Here is a 24,061-nt window from a genome sequence, read left to right on the forward strand (position 1 = left end):
CCGCCGTCGACAGCGCCATCACCCGAAAGGCCACCGCGTGACCCCGCCCGACCCGGCACTGCGTTCGCTCGCCACCGCCCAGCGTTCGCTCGCCGACCCGTCCGTCCGCCACCCTCTCTGGCCGCCGCTCACCGCGGGCTGCCCCGTCACTTCCACCGACGAGGTCGCCTACCCTCTCGACATCGACTACGCCTACGACGAGGTCCCGGCCGACCTGTTCACGCGCCCGGCCGCCCACGGGCTCGACCGGTGGGCCCCGCTGCTCCCACCGCTCGCCGCGCCGGGGCTCGGCGAGGGCAACACCCCGATGGTCGAACTCCCCGACGGTGTCTGGGGCAAGGATGAGTCCCGGAATCCCACGTGGAGCCACAAGGACCGACTCAACAGGGTGGCCGTGAGCGCCGCCGTCGCCTCGGGCGCGCGCGGCGTCGTCGTGTCCTCCTCCGGCAACCACGGCGCGGCGGCCGCCGCCTACGCGGCCCGCGCCGGACTGGCCTGCGCCGTCTTCGCCTCCCCGCATGCCCCGCCCGCCGTGGCCTCCCACCTCCGGGCCTACGGCGCGACGGTCCTGACCGCCCCGTACGAGTCGGTCCGCCCCCTGATGCGCCGGATCGTCGACGAGCTCGGCTTCCAGGCCGTCAGCAGCGTCACGGACACCGCCCACACCGGGCACCCCTTCGGGCCCGAGGGGTATAAGACCCTCGCGTACGAGATCGCCCTGGACCTAGGGAGGGCTCCGGCGGTGGTCCATCTCCCCACGGGGTACGGGGAGTTGCTGTTCGGTGTGGCCAAGGGCTTCCAGGAGCTCGCCCGGTTGGGCGTGACCGGCTCGGTCCCCCGGATGTACGCGACCGAGCCCGCCGCGGCCGGTGCGCTCACCGAGGCCCTCCGCACGGGGCGGCCCACCGCCCGCGTCCCCGTCGGGCCCACTCTCGCGTACGCCATCGACTGTGACGTCAACAGCTATCGCGGCGTCGTCGCCGTCCGGACGACAGACGGAGCGGCGCGCACGGTGACGGACGATCAGATGATGTCGGCCCGGGCGGAGTTGGCCGCGCAGGGGTTGTGGTGTGAGACCTCTTCGGCGGCCGGCCTCGCCGGTCTCCGGGTCCACGGGCCGCGCGAGACCGACGGTCCGGTGGTGTGCGTGGTCACGTCCAGCGGCTACAAGGACGTGGCCACGGCGGGGGAGAGGTACGAGCCGACGGCCCCGGACTGGCCGTCGGTCAAGTCCGCCCTGACGGCCGCCGGGGCGGACTGACCGACCGTCGGCCTACGAGGCCTCGGCGCGCGCCGCGGGCGGCACGAACCGGATGTTGAACTCGAAGGAGCCCGTCGACAGGGCGATCCCGATGAAGAGCAGGGCGAAGTGCTCCTGGCCCCGCGCGGTGACGATGCCGCCCAGGTCGAGCAGCGACTCGGCGGGCCAGCCCAGGTCGGCCAGGAGCCCGGCCACGACCTGCTTGGCCTCCGCGTCGTCACCAGAGAGGAAGAGGGTGCTGGGGCCCTCCAGGGACTCCGGTGCGACCATCACCGCGCGGTCGATCGTGCAGAGCGACTTCACCACGCGCGTGTCCGGGAGCGCCCGTTGGATCTCCTCGCCGAGGCTGACGACCTGGTGCGAGAGCGACTCGTCCTCCAGGAAGCCGACCGCGACGTCGAGGAGGATCTTCCCGGCGAGCACCGGCGCTCCGATCGACGTGAGCAGCGCCACGGAGGCGGTGCCCGGAGTCGCGTTCACCAGGACCTCCGCGTGCACGGCGGTCCCGGCGGGGTCGTCGACCCGTAACCCCGCCTGGAGGAGCCCCTTCAGCCCCGTCAGGAGCTCTTCGTCGCCGGGCCGCCGTGACCCGAGGACGACATCGTGTCCCGCTCGCAGCCACGCCGCGGCGAGGGCCTGTCCCACATTGCCTGTTCCGAGAATTCCGATTCGCATGACGATCATCCTGGCGCCGGAGGGCCGGTACGCGCCTCGGCCGCAGGACGGCACCCGTGTCGGCCGCTGGGCCTAGGCCGGCCCTGGGCCGAAGCCGTTGGAACGGCCTCCGGCCGGCGTTGCTGGTGTCGAACATCAACCCGTCCCGTCCGGCACCTTCCGCCTGGAGATGGACAAACGGCTCGATTCGGCGCTCGCCCGTGGAAGCGCGCACTGCGGGCTCACCTCCGGACTTCGCGGACCCAGGCCGTGAGGCCGTCAGGAAGCCCGCCCTCTCGTCGGGCGACAGCCCGTCCAGCGCGCGCAGCAGCGGCTCGGTCCGCCGAAGGACGAAGGCTTCGAGCGGCAGGCGGTGTTCCTCTGCCAGGGACACCAGGACACGGCGGCGGTTCGTCGGGTCCTCGGTCCGATCCACGATGCCGGCCCGGCTCAGGGCTCCGATCAGTTCGCTGGCGGTGGGCAGTGACACCGGAAGCCGTCGGGCGATCTCGCTGACTGCCAGCGGCTGTCCGGCCAGCAACTGGGGCAGTACGGCGCCGTGGCGCGGCGTCAGGCTGGCTGCCGGCCACCCCGATCTGATCGACCGCCTCGTCCTGGGCGATAGCCTGCACCCTCGGCCCGGTCGGCAGGCGTGCCCAGCGCCGCTCATCGAGCGCGCGCGGCAACGCAAGCGGCCGAGCCCTGCACCGGCCGAGATGCTCACCGGAACCACAATCGGCCGGACGGCGCTGAGGGGCCCGCTCTGGCTCATGGACGGCAGCCGCGAACACTTCGACGCCGCCACCTTGCCGGGCGCCGAGGACGGCTTCGACCTGCGCGGCCGATCGCACGAGATCGAGGCGCCCACGCTGCTCCTTCAGGGCGAGAAGGACATCGTCTACCCACTCGGCCTGGCCCGGCAGACCGTCAAGGGCATTCCGGACGCCCGGCTCATCGTCCACCAGGACCGCAGCCATAGCGGAACCTTCGCGGACAAACGGTTCGCCACCGACGCCCTGGCCTTCCTGCAGAACGATCAGCCCTAGGTTCCAGCCACCGAAGCCCCGGCTTCCCGGCCAGGACCAAACGGCCTCTACGGTCGCGGGCCGAGGTGGTCGTGCCATGCCCTGCGGCCGGCGGGGGTCACGGTCAGGGCGCGGGTCGTGCCGATGCGTACGAGCCAGCCGGCGGTAAGAGCGTGGTCGCAGAGGGCGGCACCCACGGCGCCGGCCAGGTGCGGGCGGCGTTCGGTCCAGTCCAGGCAGGCACGTACCAGGGGTCGGCGCGACCCTCCGGGCACCGCGATGCCGAGCTCGGTCAGCCAGGCCGCGCCCTCGTGCGTCAGCCTCGGGTCCGAACCCCACCTCAGCAGGCCGCGCTCCACCATCGCGTCGGTGACCGTCAGGGAGACGGCCCCGGCCAGATGGTCGTAACAGAGTCGCGCACGGGCCAGTGCCTGCCGGCGGCCCGAGGCCGACAGGGAGCGCGGCTGGACGGGCTGTCGGGGGGCCAGCGCGGCGAGGCTCTCGATCAGCTCCAGCACCCGGTGGTCCGCCACCCGTAGGTAGCGGTGGCGTCCGTGCCGCTCTTCGGCGAGGAGCCCGCCGTCGACGAGCAGGTGGAGATGCGAGGTCGCGGTGGAGCGAGCGACCCCGGCGTGACGTGCGAGCTCGCTCGCCGTCCACGCCCGGCCGTCGAGCAGCGCCAGACAGAAGGCGGCCCGGGTCCGGTCGGCCAGCAGTCCGGCGACGGCCGCGAGGTCCACGCCCACGTCCTGATCCGCACGTTCCTCGTCCATGCCCCTGATTGTCGCCGACATCCGTTCGACGCCCGTCGAAGTGTCCGGGGCCTAGCGTCGGGAGGCCCGCGGGGCGCCACCCCCGCGCCCCGCACCGGGGACACCGATGCCCCGCCCGCGTATGGGAGGAACCATGCCCGCACCCGACCCGACCCCCGAAGCGGCACCGCGTACCGCGCACCGGCCGGGAGTGGTGGTCACCGATGCCGTGACACCCGCGGACATTGCGGTGATCTCCCGTGGCCTCGACGGGTTCAACGCCGAGACGTCGGGCGCCGACGACAGCGCACAGCTCGCCGTCCTGGTGCGTGAGCCGGTGAACGGCCGGGTGATCGGCGGACTGACCGGGCACACCTCGCGCGGGATGCTCTTCGTCGACCTCTTCTTCCTGCCTCCCGAGCTGCGCGGGGGCGGGCTGGGCAGCGAGGTCCTCCGGCAGGCGGAGGACGAGGCGCGTGCCCGGGGCTGCCGCACGGCCGTGCTCTACACGCTCTCCTTCCAGGCCCCGGGCTTCTACCAGAAGCAGGGGTGGACGTCCATGGGCGAGGTCCCCTGTGACCCGCCGGGCACCAGCCGTGTCTTCCTGAGCAAAGAGCTCGTGGGCACCTGCGGACGGTCAGGCGAACGCGGGGTCGGTGAGGTCGAGGCGCAGTTCGTTCCACCAGTCGTTGCTGAAGACGGCCGTCGTGTCCTCGTAGCGCACGCCCATGAACGGGTTCGAGTGGAACATGAAGGCCGCCCAGCGCAGCGAGCCGTCGGCGTCGAGGCGGGCGAGGTGGCCGATGTTGCCCATGCCGCCGCCACCGCCGCACAGTGACCCCGATCCGTCCGGCAGCGGGCTCTCGAAGAAGCGATCCACCTCGACGGTGCCGTCCTCCTCGACGGCCAGGGCCACAGGGAGCGGTTCGCCGAGCCGGAAGGGGATCGGCTGCCCCGCGTCCGGGCGGTACGCCCCGGGGCCCTCCACGTCAAGATCCAGCGCTGTGTCGTCCGGGCGGTACAGCCCGTCTCGGTACGGCATCTCCCCGGCCGCCCACAGACGTAGGACGATCCCTGACCTCGCCATGCCCTGCCCCCGTCTCCGGTCCGCTGGACCGGAACGTACCGGACCGGCGGTGCCGTTTACGAGGGCCGCCTGAGAGGATCGGAACCATGCCCGCCTCTCCGACCCCGGCTCTGACGCCCACCGTCACCCCGCCCGCGCCCCTCACCACCGACCGGCTGCTCCTTCGGCCCGTTCGCCGTCGTGACCTCGCGGCCGTGACCCGGCTCTGGACCGACCCCGAGGTACGGCACCACCTCGGCGGCCCCGTCACCGAGCCCGTCATCCGGATCCGGCAGCGCAGGATCGTCGGGGCGCCCGGTTGTCACGCCGTGATCCGGGTCGAGGACGACGTCCTCCTGGGGCTCGTCACCGTGGAGCCGGGCGCGCGGAACGGGGAGACGGAGGTGTCGTACCAGTTCCTGCCCGAGCACTGGGGGAAGGGTTACGCCCGGGAGGCCGTCGGCGCGGTCGTCGCACGGGTCCTGGAGGGCGCGCCGAGCGTGGTCGCGCTCACCCAGGAGGCCAACCACCGCTCGCGCCGCCTCCTGGAGGCGGTCGGCCTGGAGCACGCGGAGTCCTTCGTGGAGTGGGACGCCCACCAGGTCCTGTACCGGCTGCGCCGGGGCTGACCCGGCCGCCCCCGGCCCTCAGCGGGGCCGCTCGCCCGCCGAGAGCGCCGCCACGGCCCTGGCCAGCCGGGCCGCCCGGGTCTTCGCCGTACGCGCCTGCCACAGGCTCAGGATCACCAGGTAGCGGTCCGTCTTGCCGAGGGCGTCGAAGACCGCCGAGGCCCGCGGGTCCGCCGCGAGCGCTTCCGCCAGGTCGTCCGGGACCGTCGCGTCCTTCTGGGAGGGGTACGCGGCCTCCCACCGCCCGTCCGCCCGCGCCGCCCGCACCTCGGCGAGGCCGGGCTCGCGCATCCGGCCCGCGGCGGTCAGCGCCTCGACCTGGCGCACGTTGACCTGGGACCAGAGGCTGCGCGGCCGGCGCGGGGTGATCTTCTGCAGGTACGTGCGCTCGTCGCGCGTGATGCGCTTGCCGGTGATCCAGCCGTAGACGAGCGTGCCGTCGAGGATCTCGTCCGCCGTCGGCGAAGGGAGGTCCGTGCCCTTCTTGGCGAGCAGCAGCCAGATGCCCGGGGTGTCCCCGTGGTGCTTCTCCAGCCAGGCCTCCATCTCCGTCCCGTCGTCGAACGCGATGACCGCGAGCCCCTCGACCGTGTCGACCGTCTCCACCGGAAAGCCCTTCCCCCGTACCGCCGTCACCGTCGGCGAGTGGGCCGGCGGCGCTTCGCGAACAGGATATTGGCAGCGGCTGTTAGGCGGCCGTATCTCGCGTGCGGCCCCCGCCCGGGCCCCCGCCGCGCCGCGGGGTACGGCGGGGCGACGTACGATCCTCGGATCGTCCAGCAGGGCACCTACGCCAAGGAGCTCCGACCCATGTCCTTCCTGGTGATCGGCGAATGCGTCGCCGACATCGTCCGCGCGCCCGCCGGGTCCGGCGCCGCCGACCGGGTCCACCCGGGCGGCAGCCCCGCCAACGTCGCCTACGGCCTCGCCCGCCTCGGCCGGGACGTCACGCTGCTCACGCAGCTCGCCGACGACCCCACAGGGCGGCTGATCGCCGACCACCTCAAGGGCGCGGGCGTACGGGTGGAGGCCGGCGGCGTACTCGAACGCACCCCGTCGGCGGTCGTCGGCCTCGACGACCGGGGCCGGGCCACGTACACCTTCGACATCGCCTGGACGCTGGAGGCGGACCCGGACCGCCCCGTACCCGCCCACGTCCACATCGGCTCGATCGCGGCCGTCACCACCCCGGGCGCCGCGGCCGTCCTCGCCGTGACCGAGGCGCTCAGGGACCGTGCCACGGTCAGCTACGACCCGAACGTGCGGCCCGTCCTGATGGGGGAGCACAGCGAGGCGGTCGCGCGCGTCGAGCGCTGTGTCGCCCTCAGCGACCTGGTGAAGGCCAGCGACGAGGACCTCGCCTGGCTGTACCCGGGGGAGAGCCCGCAGGCGGTCGCGGCGCGCTGGCTCGCCCTCGGTCCCGCCGTCGTCCTGGTCACCCGGGGCGCCGAGGGCTCGCTCGCCGTCACCCGGCGGGAGACGGTCACCGTGGACGCACCCCAGGTCTCGGTCGTGGACACGGTCGGTGCCGGCGACTCCTTCATGTCCGCCGTCCTCGACGCCCTGGCCGGGCGGGAGCGGGCGGCCCTCGGCGCGCTCGCCGCCGAGGACCTCGCACGGCTGCTGCGAACGGCGAGTGCGTCGGCCGCCGTCACCGTCTCCCGGGCCGGCGCCAACCCGCCCGACCTGGCCGAACTGGATGCGGCCCGGGAGGAGTTCGCCCTCAGGTCCGGGCGTGCGTCGTGATGTCCGAGGCGAACTGCTCGACCATCTCCGGGGTCACCGTCGGACGGCACTGCCCGATGGCCTCCAGATAGTCCGCCGTGCTCGCGCCGGGAGCGGGGCCGTCCCCGCCCCGGCCGCCGACCGCCACCAGGTCCCGCTCGAAGGAGGCCTGGGCGGCGATCCGGGCCGCGTGCTCGATGTCGGCCGGGGTGAACAGGTCGCTCGCCAGGACGAGTTCGTCGATGTCGACGTCCGGCCGTCCGTCCGTGTAGCGGGCCCAGATCGCCGCCCGCGCCACCTTGTCCGGCGTACCGATCGGGATGAGGTAGTCGAAGCGGCCGGGCCGCAGGAACGCCGGGTCGAGGGAGCGGATCGAGTTCGTGGCGCAGACGAGGAGCCGCTCGTCCCGCTCCCGGAATCCCGGTATCAGCTTGAGGAGTTCGTTGGTCACGCCGTGCATGCCGCCGGGCTGCGCGGGCTCCGAGCGGACCGGTGCGATCTCCTCGACCTCGTCGATGAAGACGAGGACCCGCTCCAGCTCGGCGATCCGCGCGAACGCGGACCGCAGGGCGGCGGCGAGATTCCCCTCGTCGGCGAGGCGGGACGGCAGGATCTCCACGAACGGCCAGCCGAGCCGGGAGGCGATGCCCCGCGCGAACGTCGTCTTGCCCGTGCCGGGCGGGCCGAAGAGGCAGACCGCGCGCGGCGGCCGCACCCCGTGCCGGGTGGCCCGCTCCGGCTCGGCGAGCGGCAGGACGACCCGCCGCTCGATGAGGTCCTTCTCCCGCTCCATCCCGGCGACCTTCGCCCACAGGTCACCGGGGAGCAGCCGGCCGCCGAGGTCGTCGAGGAGCCCGGCGGCGGGCCCGTGCAGGGGCTCCACCTTCTCGAAGTACGCCACGGCGGGCTGGCGGGTGTACCCGGCGTTCAGCAGCCCCTCGCCCAGGAGCTCCTCCTCCGGCAGGACGTACGCGATCCGCCCGACCCGGGCCGCCACGAGCCGCCGCTCCAGCTCCACGAGCAGGGCGCTGGCCAGCCCCCGGCCGCGCCAGGCCGAGGAGATCGCGACCCGCATCACCCAGGCCCGCTCCCCGGAGACACAGGCGAGCGCGGCCCCGATGGGCACGCCCTGGTGGACGGCGACCACGGCCGGCTCCCGCGAGGTGAGGGCCCCGATGCACTCGGCGAGCGAGAACACGGACTCCTGCCCGAGCTCGGCGGTGGTGTCGATCAGATGGACGACGGCGGCGAGATCGCTCTCGCGATAGTCATGGATGTGCCAGTTCACCGGTGGTACCGCCCCTCGTTCGTGCCGATGCGGCGAGGCTAGGCGCGGCCGTGGACACCGGTCGTGCGCCACCGTGCACAAGCCGATGCCGGCAAACGCTCCGTACCGGCTCTAGGCGACGGGGAAACGGTGAACGGCGGCGCCTCGGTGGGGGAGGTGCCGCCGTTCCGGGGAGAGATCAGAACGTCACGTCCTTCTCTTGCTCATGAGCAGTCCGCCGGCCGTGAGGGCGAACAGACAGACGCACGCGCCGGTGATCACGTTGCTGAGGATGGTGCCGGTGTCGGGGCTCTGTCCGACCACCCATGGGGCGATGATCAGCCAGGCGCCCATCAGCAGGACGACGAAGTTGAGGTCCTGCGACCGCTCGGGAACCATCGACATGCACAGGCCGAGCACCGCGAGGGCGATACCGACGACCAGATTCGTGAGGGCGAGCGCGGGCTGGGCGGCGGAGAAGTGAACCGTCCATGCGGAGATCGCGGCCCAGATGCCGGCGAGGATCACGAGTTCCTCGACCGCCGCGACACCTCGGGTCTGGAGTACGCGGGCGTAACGATCCCGCATTTCCGACGCGTCGGGGTGTCCCGCGATATCACCGGGACGGTGAGAGACGTCGGCCATACGACTCGCCTCCTTCTGGCGTCATGCACGTCTGACCGCTTGTGTGGCAATCATGCCGCGGCTCCATTGTGCTCTTATCTGCCCTTTATGTGTAGATGTGCCCCATAGGGGAAGCGCACAGAATTCGCATCGCCGATATGCCCGGAACCACCAAACGTGGGTGGGTCCGGGCACCCCGGCGTAGCCTGGAAGTGGACTCGGGGCACCGCCTCTCACCGCCGGGAGAGATGATGGCCGGCATCGTTCAGAAGAACTTCGATTCAGCGGACGAGACCCGTCCCTTCGAGGAAGGCAAGGGCAGGCTCGACCTGGTCAACGGCGAAAAGGGAGCGGTCGGTCGCGCCGTCTTCGAGCCGGGTTGGCAGTGGTCCAAGCATGTGAAGCCGATCGCCGGCACCGACAGCTGTATGGCGTCGCACGTCGGATACATCGTCAGCGGCCGGCTGAAGGTCGTCATGGACGACGGCGAGACGGTGGAGTTCGGCGCCGGTGACTTCATGGAGGTCAAGCCCGGACACGACGCGTGGGTGCTCGGCGACGAGCCCTGCATGGCCCTGGACTGGGTCGGCTTCGTCGACTACGCCCAGCCGTCCGGTTCCTGACGGGCACGCCTGAGCTCCCCCGGCTCGCCCTCATCGCCCTCACGCGGTGGCTCCGCCGTCGACGCGCCGGAGGCGATGCCGAAGGCAGGGTCCGGGACGGACTCGGGCGAGAGAAGGACGGACGCGGCGCCGTCCACGCCCACCGGCACGTCGCCGTCGATGGTCACGCGGCGCAGCTTGCGCTCGTGGTCGTCGGAGTCGTCCACGCCGTAGTGCTGCGTGGCGCGGTTGTCCCGGATCGCCACGTCGCCGACCTGCCACTGCCAGCGCACGGTGTTCTCCGGGCGCTCGATGTGCGCCGGGAAGAGGACGAGCAGGGCGCGTGAGTCGGCGCCCGTGAGGCCGCTGATCCGCTGCACGAAGTTGCCGAGGAGGAGGGTGCGCTCGCCGGTCTCCGGGTGGACCCGCACGACCGGGTGCTCCGTGAGGTACTTCGTCGAGGCGAAGACCTCACGGAAGCGCGCGAGCCGCTCGGGCAGGACGCCCGGATGCAGGGCCGCGTGGTCGTAGTCGTTGGAGTGCACCGCGCGCAGGCTGTCGGCGAGCGCGCGCAGCGGCTCGGGGAGCTTGGCGTACGCGGTCGCCGCGTTGGCCCACAGGGTGTTCCCGCCGTACGGCGGGATGGTCACCGCGCGCAGGATCGAGAAGGCGGGGTACGCCGGCACGAAGGTGACGTCGGTGTGCCACTGGTTGGCCCGGGCGCCGTGGTCCGAGTCGATCGGGAAGGAGCAACGGCCGTCGGCGGAGGGGACGGTGGGGTGGGCGACGGGGGTGCCGAGCAGCTTGCCGAAGGCCTCGTGGGCCTCCTCGTCCAGGTGGTCCTGGCCGCGGAAGAAGACGACCTTGCGCGCCAGGAGCGCGGCCCGGATCTCGGCGACGGTCCCGGCGGAGAGGTCACCGCCGAGGGGGACGCCGGAGATGACGGCGTCCAGGCGGCCGCCGACCTTCTGGACGGTGACGGCGGTAGTGGCCGCGGTGGTGGTGGCGGTCGATCGCCCGCCGCAACCCCGCCGAACAGCGCCTCGCCCGGCCCCTCACCCTGCTCCCCGGCACCCCGGAACTGGAGCGCTACCGCTCCTCACGGCTGGTCTCCCTGCGCTCCTTCGCGGTCGAGGTCCTCGTCGACGAGACCGGCGAAGGCGTCCTCGTCTCCCACGGCGACCAGGGCGGCGGCTACAGCCTCTACGCCGAGAACGGCCCGCTGACCTTCGCGTACAACGAGTACGGCCGTCTCCACGAGACGGACGCGGGCCCCCTGACCCCCGGACCGCACGAGATCGTCCTCGCCGCCACGGCGGAGGAGGGCCTCCGCCGGCGATTCACCGTCACGGTCGACGGAGAGGACCGCGCCGCCCCCGAGAACGTCCACCAACTCATCGGCAGGGCGCCCTTCCAGGGCATCAGCGTGGGCGTCGACCGCAAGTCGCCCGTCTCCTGGCCCCTCTTCGAACGCCACCGCTCCTTCCGCTTCACCGGCCGTCTCCGCTCCGTCACCTACCGGCCCGGAGCACCCGGCCCGGACGCGCCCGAGACCGTCGCGGCGGCGCTCAAGGAGGCGGCCGCGGCCTTCGAGTGACGAGGCGGGCGGGGCCGGGCCCGGGATCAAACCCGTGGCCCGGCCCCGCCCGACCAGCGAGAATGCCCCCATGACCCAGCATCCCGACATCGACGAGGCCATCGCGGGCGAACTGCGCCTCTTGGACCCGGCCGTACGTGTCTCCCGCGCCCTCGCCGTCGAACTCCTCGACCCCGAGTTCGCAGAGGTCGGTGCCTCCGGCCGCCGCTGGACGTACGAGGAGATGCTCGCCGCGCTTCCCGACATGGCCGGGGACACCGAGGAGGGCACCCACTACGAACCCGGCGCCGTCACGGGCGTCCTGCTCGCCCCCGGGCTGGTCCACGTCACGTTCGAGACGGTCAGAGACGGCCACCGGGCCCGCCGCAGCTCCCTGTGGCGGCGCGACCCCGCGGGGGCGGCCGACGCGCCCCTGCGGATGTACTACCACCAGGCGACGCCCGTACCCGAGGGCATCGCCTGACGCTCCGCCGGCTAACGCGGTGAGGTCCCGCCGTCGTAGACGTTGTCCGGGGTGATGATCCGGGTGATCGCGCGGGCGAGCAGCGTGGACGGCTCCTGGTTGTCGACCTTGCGGGCGTCCGTGTTGAGCATGAGGACCAGGGTGGCCTTCTTCGAAGGCAGGTAGACGGTCACCGTCTCGTACCCCGGCAGCGAGCCGTTGTGCCCGATCCAGCCCTCGGTCTTGAGGATGCCGAGGCCGTACGTGGTGCCGGGGAAGCCCGTCGGGAGCGTCTTGAGCCGCTGAGCCTGGGTCTCCGGGCTGAGCAGCTCCCCGGTGGCGACGATCCTGGCCCAGTGGCGAAGGTCCTGGAGGTTCGAGATCATCGCCCCGGCCGCCCAGCCCCAGCTCGGATTCCAGTCGGTGGCGTCCGCGATCCCGCCGCTCAGCGTCTGGTCGGTGTAGCCGTGCGAGTGCGGCTCGGGGAACTCGGCCCCCTCCGGGAACAGCGTGCCGAAGAGGTGGGACGGCCGGAGCACCCGGTTGCGGATGACGTCCTGGAGCCGCTGACCGGTCACCTTCTCGATGACCAGGCCGAGCAGGACCAGGTTGCTGTTGGAGTACTGGAACTGCGCGCCCGGCTTGAACGTGTTCTTGTGCTTCATGCCGTACGGGAGCACCTCCTCCGGCGTCCACTGCCGCCGGGGGTCGCTCAGCAGGTCGTGGATGAAGTCCGCGTCGGAGGTGTACGGGAACAGCCCGCTGCGCATCCCGGCGAGTTGGCGGAGCGTGATCCGGTGTCCGTTGCGCACACCGGGCACGTACTTCGCGATGGGGTCGTCCAGGCCGATCCGGCCGTCGTCGACGAGCTGGAGCAGCGCGGTGACGGTGAACGTCTTGGTCTCGCTGCCGATCCGGATGTACGAGTCGGCGGACATCGGCTCACCGGTCGCGGTGTCGGCGACACCGCTCGCGCGGACGTAGCTGCCCTTCCCCGGCATCCACACCCCGACGACGACGCCGGGGATGCCCGCCTGCTTGCGGACGTCCTCGATGGCCTTGTCCAGCCGGGCGTTCACCTCCGGGCCGAGACCGCCCGGCGGGCAGTCGTCCTTCTCGTACCGGTCGACGCCCGCTGCGTGGACCGTCGGGGCCGGGGCCACGACCGTCGGGGCCAGCACGGACGCCACGAGCAGTGCTGCGGCGAACAGACGTCGGGCGGGGATGCGTCGCATGTGGGGGGCGCCTCTTCCGGGTCGGGGAAACAGGCAGCCACATCACCACCCGGACCCCTGGCGGAAGGCTCCGTCGGGGGAGTGCCCCACCGGAGTCCACTCGTTCGGCGTCGCGCGGATCGCTGAGGCGGCCCCCTGGCCGGCCCCGTGGCGCGTCCGTGCCTACGTGTAGGCGTCCGTGACGCAGTCGGCGGCGCACCGCCAGTGCTCGAACCGGCGCCGCAGCGCCGCCGCCGCGTGCCGCCGTTCCACCGTGGTGTACCCGTAGCGGTCCTGGGTGACGCTCACCACGGCCTCGACGGTGACGATGGCCGGTTCGCCCTCGCCGGCGGAGCTGCGGGCCGTCGCGATCACGTGGTCGGCCGCCCGCTGCAGATCGCGCGCGTACTCCCGCTGGGCGACGGACCGTGCCCGGGAAGCGGCGAACGGCCGCACGGCGCGTCCCTTCCAGACCACACCCGCCGTGATGAATCCCGCGCCGAGGAGGAAGACGAGCGACCCCAACGCGACATCGAGGCTCCACCTCATCGCCTGCCGCCTTCCCCGGAAACGCCTGAACAGCCGGCCCGCGGCGCAGGTCCGGCGGGCGGTCGCTCCGATTCTAGAGCGCGGGGCGCCGCGCACGCCGGTGTGCCCACGAGGGTGTCCAGATGTCGGCTTCGGTGGGCTCGGTCGGGGACACGGCGAGGTGCTCGCGGAGGGCGAGCAGCGCGGGGTGCGGATTGTCCAGGGCCCAGAGCAGCGAGTGCGGGTAGACCGGCGTCGGGCCGTGCACGGGGATGCGCCGCAGGTCGTGGGCCTCGGGCCAGACGAGGCGCGTCCCCGCGCCCACGAAGGTCGCGAGCTCGGGGGAGTCGGCGACGGCGTCGAGGAGCGGCTCGACGCCGAAGTCGGGTCCCGTCACCTCGATCGTGAGCCCGAACTCGGCGGCGAGGTCGGCGTAGTAGGCGGCCCACTCGGTTCCGCTGACGATCCCGGGCACCCAGATCCGGTGCCCGGCGAGCCGTGCCGGTGTGACCGCGCGGGCGGACGCCAGCGCGTGGGCCGGCCCGGTGAGGAGCTCGATCGGCTCGTCCAGGACCGGCAGGGCGCCGATGTCCTCGGGGAGGTGCCGGCCGGGCATGGTGACCGCTCGGAAGGACGCGTCGATCGTGCCGGACCGCAGGGCGGCGACGGCCGCGTCGGCGTCGAAGAGCGTCACGACGTCGAGCTCGATCTCCGGGTGCGTGCGGTGGAACGCGCGCAGCAGCGTCGCGGGCGCCAGCCGCCGGCCGATCACGTCCACGCGCAGCGCTCGGCTGCCGGGCCGCACGGAGGCGATCGCCCGGGCCTCCGCGTGGAGCAGGGCGCGGGCGTGCGGCAGGAAGGCCTGCCCGTCGATCGTGGCCTCGGCGCCGTGCGCGGTACGGGTGAGCAGCCGGACGCCCAGCTCCTTCTCCAGCGCGGCGACGCGCTTGGAGACGGCCTGCTGGGTGATCGACAGTTCGTCGGCGGCCTGCCGGAACCGGCCCGACTCCAGGACGGCGAGGAAGGTGCGTACGGCATCGAGATCCACGGTCCCCAGGCTATTCCGACAACCAGTGGTTGTGTCCTGCCGGACATCCGGTTGTTTGCTCCGGGTATGGGCGAGTCGCTTGGATGGAGGGAGGCGACGTGCGGTTGTTCGTTGCTCGACGTGTCGCGGAGGGGAGTACGGACATGGCGCGCGGACGGCCCTCGCCGGGGCGTGACTTCGGGTGGTTGTGGGCGGCCTACGCGGCGAGCGCGCTCGGCACCGGGCTCGCGTTCGGCGCGTTTCCCCTGCTCGCGATCACGGTGCTCCACGAGGGTGCCGCCGAGGTCGCCGCGCTCGCCGCGGTCGGCGCCGCGGTGGGGGCCGCGGTCGCCGTCCCGCTCGGGCCGTGGGTGGAGTTCCGCCGCAAGCGGCCGGTGATGGTCGCGATGGACCTCGTCCGGTGCGCGGCGCTGCTGAGCGTCCCCGTCGCGTACGCCCTCGGCCGGCTCGGCCTCGCGCAGCTCCTGCTCGTCTCGGTCCTCGTCGCCGCGGCCGACATCACCTTCGGCGCGGCGGCCGGCGCCTGCCTCAAGGCGCTCGTCCGGCCCGAGGCCATGGTCGCGGCCCAGGCCCGGCTGGAGTCCACGACCTGGACCGCGACGGTCGTCGGGCCACCGCTGGGCGGCGCCCTGATCACCCTCCTCGGGCCCGTCGCCACCGTGGCCGCCGACGCCGTCAGCTACCTGCTCTCGGCGGCGGGAATCCGGGCGATCCGCGGCCGGGAGCCCCACCCCCGGCGGGAGGCGCGAAGAGTGACGCGGACCGTGGCGCCGCCCGTGGCGCGGTCCGGACCGCGTTTCGGTGACCTCGTCGAAGGCTGGCGCCACATCCTCACCCACCCGCTGCTGCGCCCGCTCTTCCTCCACACCCTCCTGGTGAACGGCCTGATCATGGCCACCGCACCGCTCCTCGCCGTTCTGATGCTCGGGCCGCTGGGGTTCACGCCCTGGCAGTACGGCCTGGCGTTCGCCGTCCCCTGCGTCGGCGGCCTCGTCGGCGCGCGCCTGGCGCCCGGGCTCGTCGAGCGGTTCGGGGGGCACCGGGTCCTGCTCGTCTCGGGCCGGCTGCGCGTGTGCTGGCCGGTGGGACTGGTCTTCGTCCGCCCCGGCATGGGCGGGCTCCTGCTGGTCATGGCCGTCGAGCTCGCGCTGATCACCTGCATCGGTGTCTTCAACCCCGTCTTCGCCGCCCACCGGCTCCGCCTGACCGGCACCGGCCGGGTCGCCCGCACCCTCACGGCCTGGTCGGTCTCCGGCAAGGCCGTCACCGCGACCCTGACCGCCCTCTGGGGCGTCCTCGCGGGGCTCGCCGGACCCCGGGCGGCGATCGCCCTCGCGGGCGTGCTCCTCCTCGCGACACCGCTGCTGCTCCCACGGCGCGAGGTTCTGGCCGGCACAGAGGAAGTCGGGCCCGACCCGGGATTGACACGTGTAAGTAAGCGGTGACACGCTCCTTTCCCGGCCCCGTGTCGCCCGCGCGCAGAAGGAGCAGCACCGCATGAGCACGACCGTCACCACCTCCCGAGGGCCCGTCCGCGGCGAACGCCGTGCCGACGGCAGCCTCCGCTTCCTCGGCATTCCGTACGCGCAGCCTCCCGTGGGCGACCTGCGGTTCGCCGCGCCCGTCCCGCCGGAGCCGTGGACGGAGCCGCTCGACGCCACCGCGTACGGCCCGACCGCCCAGCGCCGTCCCTTCGGCGAGGTCGTGATCATTCCCGAGCCCACCATCCCGGGCGAGGGCGTCCTCAACCTCAACGTCTTCACCCCCGACGCCGACCCCGAGGCCGGGCTCCCCGTCCTCGTCTGGATCCACGGCGGCGGCTACGTCGCGGGTTCGGCCGCCAGCCCCTGGTACGACGGGGCCGCCTTCAACAGGGACGGCGTCATCGTCGTCTCGCTCGGCTACCGGCTCGGCATCGAGGGCTTCCTCCACCTGGAGGACGCCCCCGACAACCGAGGCGTACGGGACTGGATAGCCGCCCTGGAATGGGTCCGCGACAACATCGTGGCCTTCGGCGGCGACCCCGCCAAGGTCACCATCGCCGGCCAGTCGGCGGGCGGCGGCGCCGTCCAGACCCTCCTCGCCGTCCCGTCCGCCCGGGAACTCTTCCGCGGCGTCATCTCCGTCTCGGGAGCGCTCCTGCGCCCCGACGGCCCCGAGGTCGCCCGCGCCGCCGCCCGGCTCCTCACCTCCCGCACCGGCGTCCCCGCCACCGCGGCGGCCCTGCGCGACCTCGGCGACGACGAACTGCTCGCGCTCCAGGACCGGCTGGCCGAGGAGGGCCCGGACCGCGAGGGCGTGCCGCCGATGCTGGCCCTCGCGCCCTTCGCGGACGGCGAGCTGATCCCCGTACCCGCGCTGGAGGCTCTGACGGCGGGCGGCGCGGGCGACGGCGTCCCGCTGATGCTCGGCTTCACCGAGCACGAGTTCACGATGGTCCCCGCTCCCGAGGGGGTGCCGGTCCCGCTCGTGCTCGGCGACCTCGGCCTCGACGAGGCCGGGATCGACGCCTTCACCCAGGCGTACGCGAAGACCGACGAGGCCCTCCTCTTCGGGCAGGCCCTCACCGACTCCGTCTTCCGCGCCCCGAACCTCGCCGTCGCGGACGCCCGCGCCGCGCGGGAACAGCCCACCTGGCTCTACGAGTTCGCCTGGCGCTCGCCGGTCATGGGCATCGCTTTCCACTGCCTCGACCTGCCCTTCGCCTTCGACGTCCTCGACTCCGAAGGCGTCGCGCAGTCCGCCGGCGACGCGCCGCCGCGCGCCCTCGCCGACGCCATGCACCGGGCCTGGGTCTCCTTCGTGACGGACCAGGACCCGGGCGCCGACTGGCCGCGCTACACCGCGGACCGGCGCGCCACGATGATCTGGGACACCGAGCCCCGGATCGCCGAGGACCCGCTGGACGGGGTCCGGGCGATCTGGTCCGACTGAGTGACCGGACACCCTCCGGGCCGGGTCCTCCCCTGGACCGTGTCACACGCTTTTCATGCGCTGCGCATGGTCCGCGGGGGCGGGTGGCACCGATGATCGGCAGGGGGCTCGGGAGCCGTACGACGCGGACCCGGGACGCCCCCTCAAGCACCGTCGTGCGCGTGCCCGCCGCCCTGCCCCGCCCTGCCCGCGACCGGCGCGGTCGGGTCGGCCGCGGCCGCGGCGGGACCGGCCGGGGCCGCCGTGTCCGAGGACGCCACCCGCCCGCCGAACCTGATCGTCGTCCTCGCCGACGACCTCGGGTACGGCGAGCTCGGCGCGTACGGTCAGAAGCTCATCACCACCCCGCGCATCGACGGACTCGCCGCCGACGGGCTGAGGTTCACGGGCGCCTACTCGACGGCGGCCGTCTGCGCTCCCTCCCGCTGCTCCGTCCTCACCGGACTGCACACCGGGCACGCGACCGTGCGCGCCAACCCGTCCGGCGCCCAGGGCTCACTGACCGGCGCCGACACCACCTTCGCTCAGGTGCGTCCCCTCATCGCCTGGGGCCCCGGCCGGGTCCTGCCGGGCACGAGCGACCGCCCCGCCCCGCTCACCGACCTCCTCCCGACCCTCGCCGAACTCGGCGGAGCCCCCGCCCCCACCGATGTGGACGGTCTGTCGGCGGCGCCCCTGTTCACCGGCGGCGGCAACGCGGCCCACCACGACCACCTCTACTGGTTCCGGGACGAGCGGGGTGTCACGAGCCGCGCCGACGCCCAGGACAGACAGCGCGCCACCTGGCTCGCGGAAGCGCTCCGCAAGGACAGGTGGAAGGCCGTGCGCTTCGCCCCCGTCCGCGACCACGCCCTGCCGGACGACCAGTGGCAGGTCGAGCTCTACGACCTCGCGACCGACCGGGGAGAGGCCTCGGACCTCGCGTCCCGGTACCCCGCCCGGGTCGCCGAACTCGTCGCGACTGATGCGCTCCTCCTGGCAGGACGCATACCCCAGGGCCGACTTCCGCACGGAACTGACGATCCCTCAACTCACCGTACCCTCAAAGCCGTTCACCGCGACGGTCTCCCTCGCCAACGGCTCGGCGCGGCCCTGGAACACGGCCGCGGTCACCCTGCGAGTTCCCGCGGGCTGGACCGTACAGGCCACCACCGCCACCGCGGCGGGACAGCTCGCCCCCGGCGCGCGGCTCACCGCCACCTGGCAGGTCACACCGCCCGCCGGCGCCCCGGCGGCCACCCCGTGGACCCTGACCGCCGAAGGAACGGCCCTCGCGCCGGGCGGGCCCGTGCGGTACGCCGCCGACGGCACCGTCACGACCCCGCCCCCGGCGCCCACCAAGGACGGCTACCTCTCGGACCTTCCCTGGATCCGGGCCGTCAACGGCTGGGGTCCGGTCGAGCGCGACAGCTCCAACGGCAAGAACGCCGCCACCCCGATCGCCTTCGGAGGCACCACATACCCCAAGGGCCTCCGGGTCCACGCGTACAGCGACGTGCCCTTCCACCTCGGCGGCGTGGCGAAGCGGTTCACCGCGCTCGTCGGCATCGACGACTTCTCGGCCCGCCAGAGCTCCACGGGCGCGACCCGCGCCACGGTGTACGGCGACGACCGCGTCCTCCTCACCACGCCCACCCTGACGGCCGCCACGGGCCCCGTCCCCCTGGACGTGGACGTACGGAGGCGTCCGCGTCCTCCGCCTGGAGGGGACGGACGCCAACGCCCGCACGTCCTTCGACCACACGTCCTGGGCCCTGGACCACGTCACGGTCGGCTGAGGGCCCCGCGCGCGTCCGGTCAGCCCTCGAAGCCGACCGTGCCGTCCGGGAGGATCGCCTCCACCCGGGCGCCGTGCTCGACGGTCCGGCTCACCGTGCAGAACTTCTCGTGCGTCAGACGTACCGCCCGCGCGAAGACCTCCTCCGCCCGCGGGTTGTTGTCCGGCAGCTCGAACTCGTAGCTGACCCGGATCCGGCTCAGCCGGCCGTCGTCCTCCGGGCCCGAGACCGACTCGACCACGATCCGCAGGTCGTCGTGGTCCACGGCGCGCGCGGTCCGGTCGACGACCAGGCCGCCGCAGCCGCCCATCGCCGCCAGCAGCAACTCGACCGGCGTGAACGAGGGCTGCGCGTCCGCGTCGTCGGCCGCGGCCATCCGGACCTCCGCGCCCCGGTCGTTGCGGGCGGTCCAGTTCCGGTACCCGGTGCGGACGGTTTCGATCCGGTAGTCGGCCATGGCGGCGGAGCTCCTTCGCAGTCGTGCGGTGGCGGTGCGGTCGACCGTCACACAACCCCACGGCCCCCGTCTCGCCAAGCGGACGCGCCCGTCGCGCATCCAGCCCGGACATGAGTATCCGCACCCATGTGCCGCAGCACGACCGCGCCCCATGCCTCGGACACCGTGCCCCAGACCGTACGCAGCTCCGGTTCCGCCTCCCGTACCGAGGCCACCACCGTCGCCGGGTCGCCGCCGTCCGCCCGGACCTGCGCGTCGTCGGCCTCCGCCCACCGTGCGACCGTGCCGGCCCCCGCCTCCGGATGGAACTGGAGTCCCCAGCCCGCCCGCCCCACCTTGAACGCCTGGTACGGGCAGTCGTCCCCGCTCAACAGCGGTACGGCGCCGATCGGAAGCCGGTCCACCTCGTCCCAGTGCCACTGCGCGGCCGGCGCGCCCTCCGGCACCCCGCCGAGCACCGCGTCGCCGTCGACCGCGGCAAGCCGCCGCAGCGGTACGGCGCCCAGCTCGGGCCCCCGCGCCCGCGTCACGACCGAACCGCCCAGCGCGTCGGCGACGATCTGGCCGCCCAGGCATATCCCGAGGAGCGGCACCTCGTCGGCGACCGCCTCCCGGACGAGCGTACGGACGCGGGGCAGCCACGGGGCGGCCCTGTCGTCCCGGCAGCCGACGGACCCGCCGAGGACGAGGAGCCCCGCGTGACCGCGCAGGTCGTCGGGGAAGGGCTCACCCAGCCAGGCCCGCACCACGTCGAGGCGAAGACCGGCCGCCAGGAGGCGCTCCCCGACGAGCCCGGGGCCGGCGTCCTCCTCGTGCTGCACGACGAGAACGGCCGGGACGGCCGGGACGACCGGCGCGGACCCGCCCGTCCCGTCCGGCGTGCTCGTCCCACCCATCTCACCCCTCTCACCCCTCTCACCCGTCCCACCCATCTCGCTCATCTCACTTGTCCGGCTCGTCACGGCGGTCACGCCTCCAGACTGCGGCCCGGGGACGCCCGGGGTGTTCGATTCCCCGAGGATCTCCGAAGAAGGGGCCCGAGCGGGAGACCCCGAGCCACCGTTTGAGTACCTCGCTCGGCCCGCCTGAGTACGTCGACCGATACGCGGCCCGCCGCCCTCCGCTGGAATGAGGACATGACCTTCGACGCCCGGCGCCCCCGCCCTCTCCAGCACGTCACCGCCACCGGCGCGGCCCTCGCCGTGGCCCTCGGCCCCGTCGTGCTCGGCGCCCTGCTCGTCCGGTCGACGGGCGGTGACCCGATGGCCTCTGTCAACGCCCTCATCGCGGGCGGCGGCCAGCGCGCCCGGCTCTCCCGGGCCCAGCTCCGCTCCTGCGGCGGCCGGGTCCAGTCGAGCGGCCTGCGGGCCGGCAGGAAGGCCTGGGACGCGCTTCCCACGGGGTCCGTCTCCCGCACGACGGGCCGCCTCCGCCGAACGGTCCCCAAGGGGCCCGCACATGAGCGATGATCGTCGCCTCTGACGATACCCGGCAGTAGCAAGCCCGGGGCCTGGACGAAAGGCACACCGAATGCCGAGGCGGCACCCCGCGCGGGACGACCACCACACGAGCGGAAGCGGGGAAGGCGCCGCGCAGCCGGCCGCGCCCGCCGAACCCGGCATCGGCCGGCGCCGGTTCCTCGGATACGTCCTCGCCGCGCCCACCCTCACCGTCGCCGCCCAGCTCGGCGCCGAGGCCCTCGTGCCCCGGCAGGCCGCCGCCGCGGCCCCGGCGCTCATCCCCTCGCTGCCCGGACCGGCGGAACTCCTCGACCTCAACGAGCTGCTGACGCTCGCCGCCCTGCCGACCAGCAACCTCATCACGATCCGCGTCGACAGCGACGGCACCGCCCACTTCGCGCTGCCCCGCGCCGAGGTCGGCCAGGGCGTCACCACCTCCAGCGCCATGATCGTCGCGGAGGAACTCGACCTGCCCCTGGACAAGGTGAAGGTCACGCTCGCCGACGCCCGGCCCGAGCTGCTCTTCAACCAGCTGACCGGCGGCTCCAACACCACGTACTCCACCTACACCCCCATCCGCGTCGCCGCCGCCGTCGCCCGCGGGCGTCTCCTGCACGCCGCCTCCCTCGTCCTCGGAGACGCCGTCGAGACCCTCACGACGAAGGCCGGCGCCGTCCTCTCCCCGGCCGGCACCCTCCTCGGCTACGGTGAACTCGCCGCGAAGGCCGCCGCCCTCACGAACACCGCGGTGGAGGTGGAGCTCAAGGACCGGGCCGACTTCCGTGTCGTCGGCACCGCGCAGCGCAGGCTCGACGCCCTCGAAGCCGTCACCGGCCGCAAGAAGTTCGCGATGGACCTCCAGGTCCCGGACGCCCTGCCCACGATGATCTGCCGCCCGCCCACCATCAACGGCACCGTCCGCTCCGTGGCCAACCTCGCCGAGGTCCGGGCCATGCCCGGCATCACCGATGTCGTCACCGTCTCCACGGGCGTCGCCGTCCGCGGCCGCACCTTCGGCCAGTGCGTCGACGCCGTCCGCGCCCTCGACGTCGACTGGGGCCCCGGAACCGCCGAGGGCGCCTCCGACGCCACCGTCCTGGAGAAGCTCCGCCGGGCCGAACTCCCCCTGGTGGTCCCGCCGCTTCCCCTGCTCACCAAGGCGGTCGACGCCCGCTTCACCTTCCACTTCTCCAGCAACGCCGCCCTGGAGACGAACTGCGCCATCGCGGACGTACGGGAGGACTCCGCGGAGATCTGGGCCTCGCTGAAGGCCCCGATCGTCGCCCAGGAGCAGATCGCCCTCAAGCTCGGCCTGCCGCCCACCGCCGTCCGCGTCCACGTCACCGAGGGCGGCGGCTCCTTCGGCCGCAAGCTCTTCCACGACGCCGCCCACGAGGCCGCCGAGGTCTCCCGCGCCCTCGGCAAGCCCGTCAAGCTGATGTGGCACCGCACCGACGACTTCCGCCAGGGCCGTACGCACCCGATGTCCACCTCGCGGGTCCGGGCCACGTACTCGCTGGGCGAGGTCCTGACGTACGAGCAGCGCCACACCTCCGTGGCCACCGACTTCGGGCACGGCATCGGCGAGCTCCTCACCGCCGAGGTGGCCCGGCTCCCCGTCGCCGACAGCACCTTCTCCCAGACGATGTTCCACCTCACCCAGGTCAGCCCCTACCACCTCGGCGTCACGACCCAGCTGCTCTCCGAGACCGACAAGGGCTACAACACCGGGTCCATGCGCGGCATCTACTCGCCCAACGTCCGCTGCGCCCAGGAACTCGTCATGGACGAACTGGCCCGCCGCACGGGCCAGGACGGCTACGCGATGCGGCGCAGGCTCATGAAGGACCCGAGGGCGCGCGCCGTCCTCGACAAGGTCGCCCAGCAGGGGGAGTGGGGCCGGACGATGGCGCCCGGCACGGCCCAGGGCATCGCCGTCCACGCCGAGTACCACTCCTTCGTCGCGATCCTCGCCGAGATCGACTGCCGCCCGGAGACCACCGGTCGGAAGATCCCCAACGCGTACACGGGACCGCGTGTGACCAAGGTCGTGTGCGCCGTCGACGTCGGTCTCGCCGTGAACCCGCGCGGGCTCGAGGCCCAGATGATGGGCGGCATCTCCGACGGCATCGCCATCACGCTCACGTCCGGACTCCACCTGCGTGACGGGCACTTCCTCGAAGGCAGCTGGGACCAGTACTTCTACACCCGGCAGTGGAACACCCCGCCCGAGCTGGAGATCATCGTGATGCCGCCGAACGGGGAGAAGCCGGGCGGCGCAGGGGAGCTGGCGGTCGCCGGCGCCATGGCCGCCGTCGCCTGCGCGTACGGGCGGGCCACCGGCACGATGCCGACGGTCTTCCCCCTCAACCACGCCGAGCCGCTCGGCTTCACCCCCCTGCCGACCGTCCCGCCCGTCCCGGCCTCGCCCACCGACGGCCGCGACCGCACCATCTGAGACCTGGAGTCCCCGTGCCGCAGCACACCTTCATCCTGAACGGCAAGGCCGTCACCGCCGACGTCGAGGGCGACGTCCGGCTCCTCTGGGTCCTCAGGGACGTCCTCGGCGTCACCGGCCCCAAGTACGGCTGCGGGGTCGGCGTCTGCCGGGCCTGTACGAGCCATCTCAACGGCAAGGCGTTCACGCCCTGCGCCGTGCCCGTCGACGACCTCGCCCCGACCGACGAGGTCACCACCATCGAGGGGCTCCCCGACACCGTGGGCAGCGACCTGCACCCGATGCAGGAGGCCTGGCTCGACCTCGACGTCGCCCAGTGCGGCTTCTGCCAGCCGGGCCAGATCATGGCGGCGGTGGCGACGGTCCGCCGGGCGCGGGAGGCGGGCCGCGAGATCACCGAGGCGGACCTCGACACGATCCGCAACATCTGCCGCTGCGGCACGTACCACCGCATCCGGCAGGCGGTCCTGGAGGGTTCCCGCCGTATGGAGTGACGGTCCCGTCCCCGTCCCCGTCCCCGGCTCCCGCTAACGCGGAGCT

The 24,061-nt window shown here is 73.3% G+C and carries 21 protein-coding genes and 6 pseudogenes; 14 read left to right on the forward strand and 13 right to left on the reverse strand.

Features of this window, described 5'->3' with window-relative positions:
• The first annotated feature begins 37 nt into the window (after positions 1-37).
• Positions 38-1,261: a pyridoxal-phosphate dependent enzyme gene (locus DEJ46_RS36670; RefSeq protein ID WP_150273340.1), complete on the forward strand. Its 1,224-nt coding sequence runs from the start codon at positions 38-40 to the stop codon at positions 1,259-1,261.
• 12 nt (positions 1,262-1,273) lie between these two features.
• On the opposite strand, the gene DEJ46_RS36675 is transcribed toward DEJ46_RS36670, so the two are convergent.
• The 3 genes and pseudogenes from DEJ46_RS36675 to DEJ46_RS36690 all read right to left on the reverse strand — a co-directional run bounded on the left by DEJ46_RS36675 (position 1,274) and on the right by DEJ46_RS36690 (position 3,713).
• Entirely contained in the window at positions 1,274-1,936 is a 663-nt protein-coding gene (locus DEJ46_RS36675; protein WP_150273341.1) for an NADPH-dependent F420 reductase, read from the reverse strand.
• Positions 1,937-2,354: 418 nt separating this feature from the next.
• A pseudogene (locus DEJ46_RS40645) lies at positions 2,355-2,687 on the reverse strand (hypothetical protein); the annotation flags it as partial.
• A gap of 321 nt (positions 2,688-3,008) precedes the next feature.
• A complete protein-coding gene (locus DEJ46_RS36690) occupies positions 3,009-3,713 on the reverse strand; it encodes an ArsR/SmtB family transcription factor (protein WP_150273344.1) in 705 nt (234 codons plus the stop codon).
• Between the two features lie 133 nt (positions 3,714-3,846).
• On the opposite strand from DEJ46_RS36690, the pseudogene DEJ46_RS36695 reads away from it, so the two are divergent.
• Positions 3,847-4,236 (forward strand): annotated as a pseudogene (locus DEJ46_RS36695) (GNAT family N-acetyltransferase); the annotation flags it as partial.
• A gap of 93 nt (positions 4,237-4,329) precedes the next feature.
• Here the strand turns inward: DEJ46_RS36695 and DEJ46_RS36700 are convergent.
• On the reverse strand, positions 4,330-4,734 hold the full coding sequence (locus DEJ46_RS36700; protein ID WP_223835542.1) for a hypothetical protein: 405 nt from the start codon (positions 4,732-4,734) through the stop codon (positions 4,330-4,332).
• A gap of 131 nt (positions 4,735-4,865) precedes the next feature.
• On the opposite strand from DEJ46_RS36700, the gene DEJ46_RS36705 reads away from it, so the two are divergent.
• Positions 4,866-5,387, forward strand: coding sequence for a GNAT family N-acetyltransferase (locus DEJ46_RS36705; protein WP_150273346.1), 522 nt, complete (start codon positions 4,866-4,868; stop codon positions 5,385-5,387).
• Positions 5,388-5,405: 18 nt separating this feature from the next.
• On the opposite strand, the gene DEJ46_RS36710 is transcribed toward DEJ46_RS36705, so the two are convergent.
• Entirely contained in the window at positions 5,406-5,933 is a 528-nt protein-coding gene (locus DEJ46_RS36710; protein WP_150275091.1) for a YdeI/OmpD-associated family protein, read from the reverse strand.
• 264 nt (positions 5,934-6,197) lie between these two features.
• Between DEJ46_RS36710 and DEJ46_RS36715 the strand changes: the two genes are divergently transcribed.
• A complete protein-coding gene (locus tag DEJ46_RS36715; RefSeq protein WP_150273348.1) occupies positions 6,198-7,133 on the forward strand; it encodes a carbohydrate kinase family protein in 936 nt (311 codons plus the stop codon).
• On the opposite strand, the gene DEJ46_RS36720 is transcribed toward DEJ46_RS36715, so the two are convergent.
• Both DEJ46_RS36720 and DEJ46_RS36725 read right to left on the reverse strand, forming a co-directional pair.
• Entirely contained in the window at positions 7,111-8,400 is a 1,290-nt protein-coding gene (locus DEJ46_RS36720; RefSeq protein ID WP_150273350.1) for an ATP-binding protein, read from the reverse strand. The two genes, DEJ46_RS36715 and DEJ46_RS36720, sit on opposite strands and share 23 nt — an antisense overlap.
• A 186-nt stretch (positions 8,401-8,586) precedes the next feature.
• The gene (locus DEJ46_RS36725; protein WP_150273351.1) at positions 8,587-9,024 is read right to left on the reverse strand and encodes an SPW repeat protein; all 438 of its coding nucleotides are present in this window, start codon (positions 9,022-9,024) and stop codon (positions 8,587-8,589) included.
• A 230-nt stretch (positions 9,025-9,254) separates the two neighbouring features.
• On the opposite strand from DEJ46_RS36725, the gene DEJ46_RS36730 reads away from it, so the two are divergent.
• Complete coding sequence (locus tag DEJ46_RS36730) at positions 9,255-9,626, forward strand: cupin domain-containing protein (RefSeq protein WP_150273352.1); 372 nt, start codon at positions 9,255-9,257, stop codon at positions 9,624-9,626.
• Between the two features lie 53 nt (positions 9,627-9,679).
• Here DEJ46_RS36730 and DEJ46_RS36735 read toward each other — a convergent pair.
• Positions 9,680-10,558: pseudogene (locus DEJ46_RS36735) on the reverse strand (TauD/TfdA dioxygenase family protein); the annotation flags it as partial.
• Positions 10,559-10,614: 56 nt separating this feature from the next.
• On the opposite strand from DEJ46_RS36735, the pseudogene DEJ46_RS36740 reads away from it, so the two are divergent.
• Together DEJ46_RS36740 and DEJ46_RS36745 are read left to right on the forward strand one after the other, a co-directional pair.
• Positions 10,615-11,202: pseudogene (locus tag DEJ46_RS36740) on the forward strand (arylsulfatase); the annotation flags it as partial.
• 70 nt (positions 11,203-11,272) lie between these two features.
• The gene (locus DEJ46_RS36745) at positions 11,273-11,665 is read left to right on the forward strand and encodes a DUF4440 domain-containing protein (RefSeq protein WP_150273354.1); all 393 of its coding nucleotides are present in this window, start codon (positions 11,273-11,275) and stop codon (positions 11,663-11,665) included.
• An 11-nt stretch (positions 11,666-11,676) separates the two neighbouring features.
• On the opposite strand, the gene DEJ46_RS36750 is transcribed toward DEJ46_RS36745, so the two are convergent.
• The 3 genes from DEJ46_RS36750 to DEJ46_RS36760 form a co-directional block, all read right to left on the reverse strand.
• Positions 11,677-12,879, reverse strand: coding sequence for a serine hydrolase domain-containing protein (locus tag DEJ46_RS36750; RefSeq protein WP_150273355.1), 1,203 nt, complete (start codon positions 12,877-12,879; stop codon positions 11,677-11,679).
• Positions 12,880-13,041: 162 nt separating this feature from the next.
• Positions 13,042-13,407, reverse strand: coding sequence for a hypothetical protein (locus DEJ46_RS36755; RefSeq protein WP_150273357.1), 366 nt, complete (start codon positions 13,405-13,407; stop codon positions 13,042-13,044).
• A 73-nt stretch (positions 13,408-13,480) separates the two neighbouring features.
• Positions 13,481-14,434, reverse strand: a complete 954-nt coding sequence (locus DEJ46_RS36760; protein ID WP_150273358.1) for a LysR family transcriptional regulator — start codon at positions 14,432-14,434, stop codon at positions 13,481-13,483.
• A gap of 143 nt (positions 14,435-14,577) precedes the next feature.
• Between DEJ46_RS36760 and DEJ46_RS36765 the strand changes: the two genes are divergently transcribed.
• The 4 genes and pseudogenes from DEJ46_RS36765 to DEJ46_RS40300 all read left to right on the forward strand — a co-directional run.
• Positions 14,578-15,879, forward strand: coding sequence for an MFS transporter (locus DEJ46_RS36765; RefSeq protein ID WP_150273360.1), 1,302 nt, complete (start codon positions 14,578-14,580; stop codon positions 15,877-15,879).
• A gap of 52 nt (positions 15,880-15,931) precedes the next feature.
• Positions 15,932-17,368 carry a carboxylesterase/lipase family protein gene (locus DEJ46_RS36770; protein ID WP_150273361.1) on the forward strand — a complete coding sequence of 479 codons (1,437 nt, stop codon included), beginning with the start codon at positions 15,932-15,934 and terminating at the stop codon, positions 17,366-17,368.
• 243 nt (positions 17,369-17,611) lie between these two features.
• A pseudogene (locus DEJ46_RS40295) lies at positions 17,612-17,767 on the forward strand (sulfatase-like hydrolase/transferase); the annotation flags it as partial.
• A gap of 565 nt (positions 17,768-18,332) precedes the next feature.
• A pseudogene (locus tag DEJ46_RS40300) lies at positions 18,333-18,989 on the forward strand (NPCBM/NEW2 domain-containing protein); the annotation flags it as partial.
• 176 nt (positions 18,990-19,165) lie between these two features.
• Here DEJ46_RS40300 and DEJ46_RS36780 read toward each other — a convergent pair.
• Both DEJ46_RS36780 and DEJ46_RS36785 read right to left on the reverse strand, forming a co-directional pair.
• Complete coding sequence (locus DEJ46_RS36780; protein ID WP_223835365.1) at positions 19,166-19,654, reverse strand: OsmC family protein; 489 nt, start codon at positions 19,652-19,654, stop codon at positions 19,166-19,168.
• Positions 19,651-20,499: a type 1 glutamine amidotransferase gene (locus DEJ46_RS36785; RefSeq protein WP_223835366.1), complete on the reverse strand. Its 849-nt coding sequence runs from the start codon at positions 20,497-20,499 to the stop codon at positions 19,651-19,653. The genes DEJ46_RS36780 and DEJ46_RS36785 overlap by 4 nt, the downstream gene beginning before the upstream one ends.
• A 240-nt stretch (positions 20,500-20,739) precedes the next feature.
• Between DEJ46_RS36785 and DEJ46_RS40305 the strand changes: the two genes are divergently transcribed.
• The 3 genes from DEJ46_RS40305 (at position 20,740) to DEJ46_RS36800 (ending at position 24,015) form a co-directional block, all read left to right on the forward strand.
• Entirely contained in the window at positions 20,740-21,072 is a 333-nt protein-coding gene (locus DEJ46_RS40305) for a hypothetical protein (RefSeq protein ID WP_223835367.1), read from the forward strand.
• Positions 21,073-21,133: 61 nt separating this feature from the next.
• The gene (locus tag DEJ46_RS36795) at positions 21,134-23,521 is read left to right on the forward strand and encodes a molybdopterin cofactor-binding domain-containing protein (protein WP_150273363.1); all 2,388 of its coding nucleotides are present in this window, start codon (positions 21,134-21,136) and stop codon (positions 23,519-23,521) included.
• 14 nt (positions 23,522-23,535) lie between these two features.
• Positions 23,536-24,015, forward strand: coding sequence for a (2Fe-2S)-binding protein (locus DEJ46_RS36800; protein WP_024757086.1), 480 nt, complete (start codon positions 23,536-23,538; stop codon positions 24,013-24,015).
• Positions 24,016-24,061 lie beyond the last annotated feature (46 nt).

The organism is Streptomyces venezuelae (genome assembly GCF_008642375.1).
GTDB lineage: Bacteria > Actinomycetota > Actinomycetes > Streptomycetales > Streptomycetaceae > Streptomyces > Streptomyces venezuelae_G.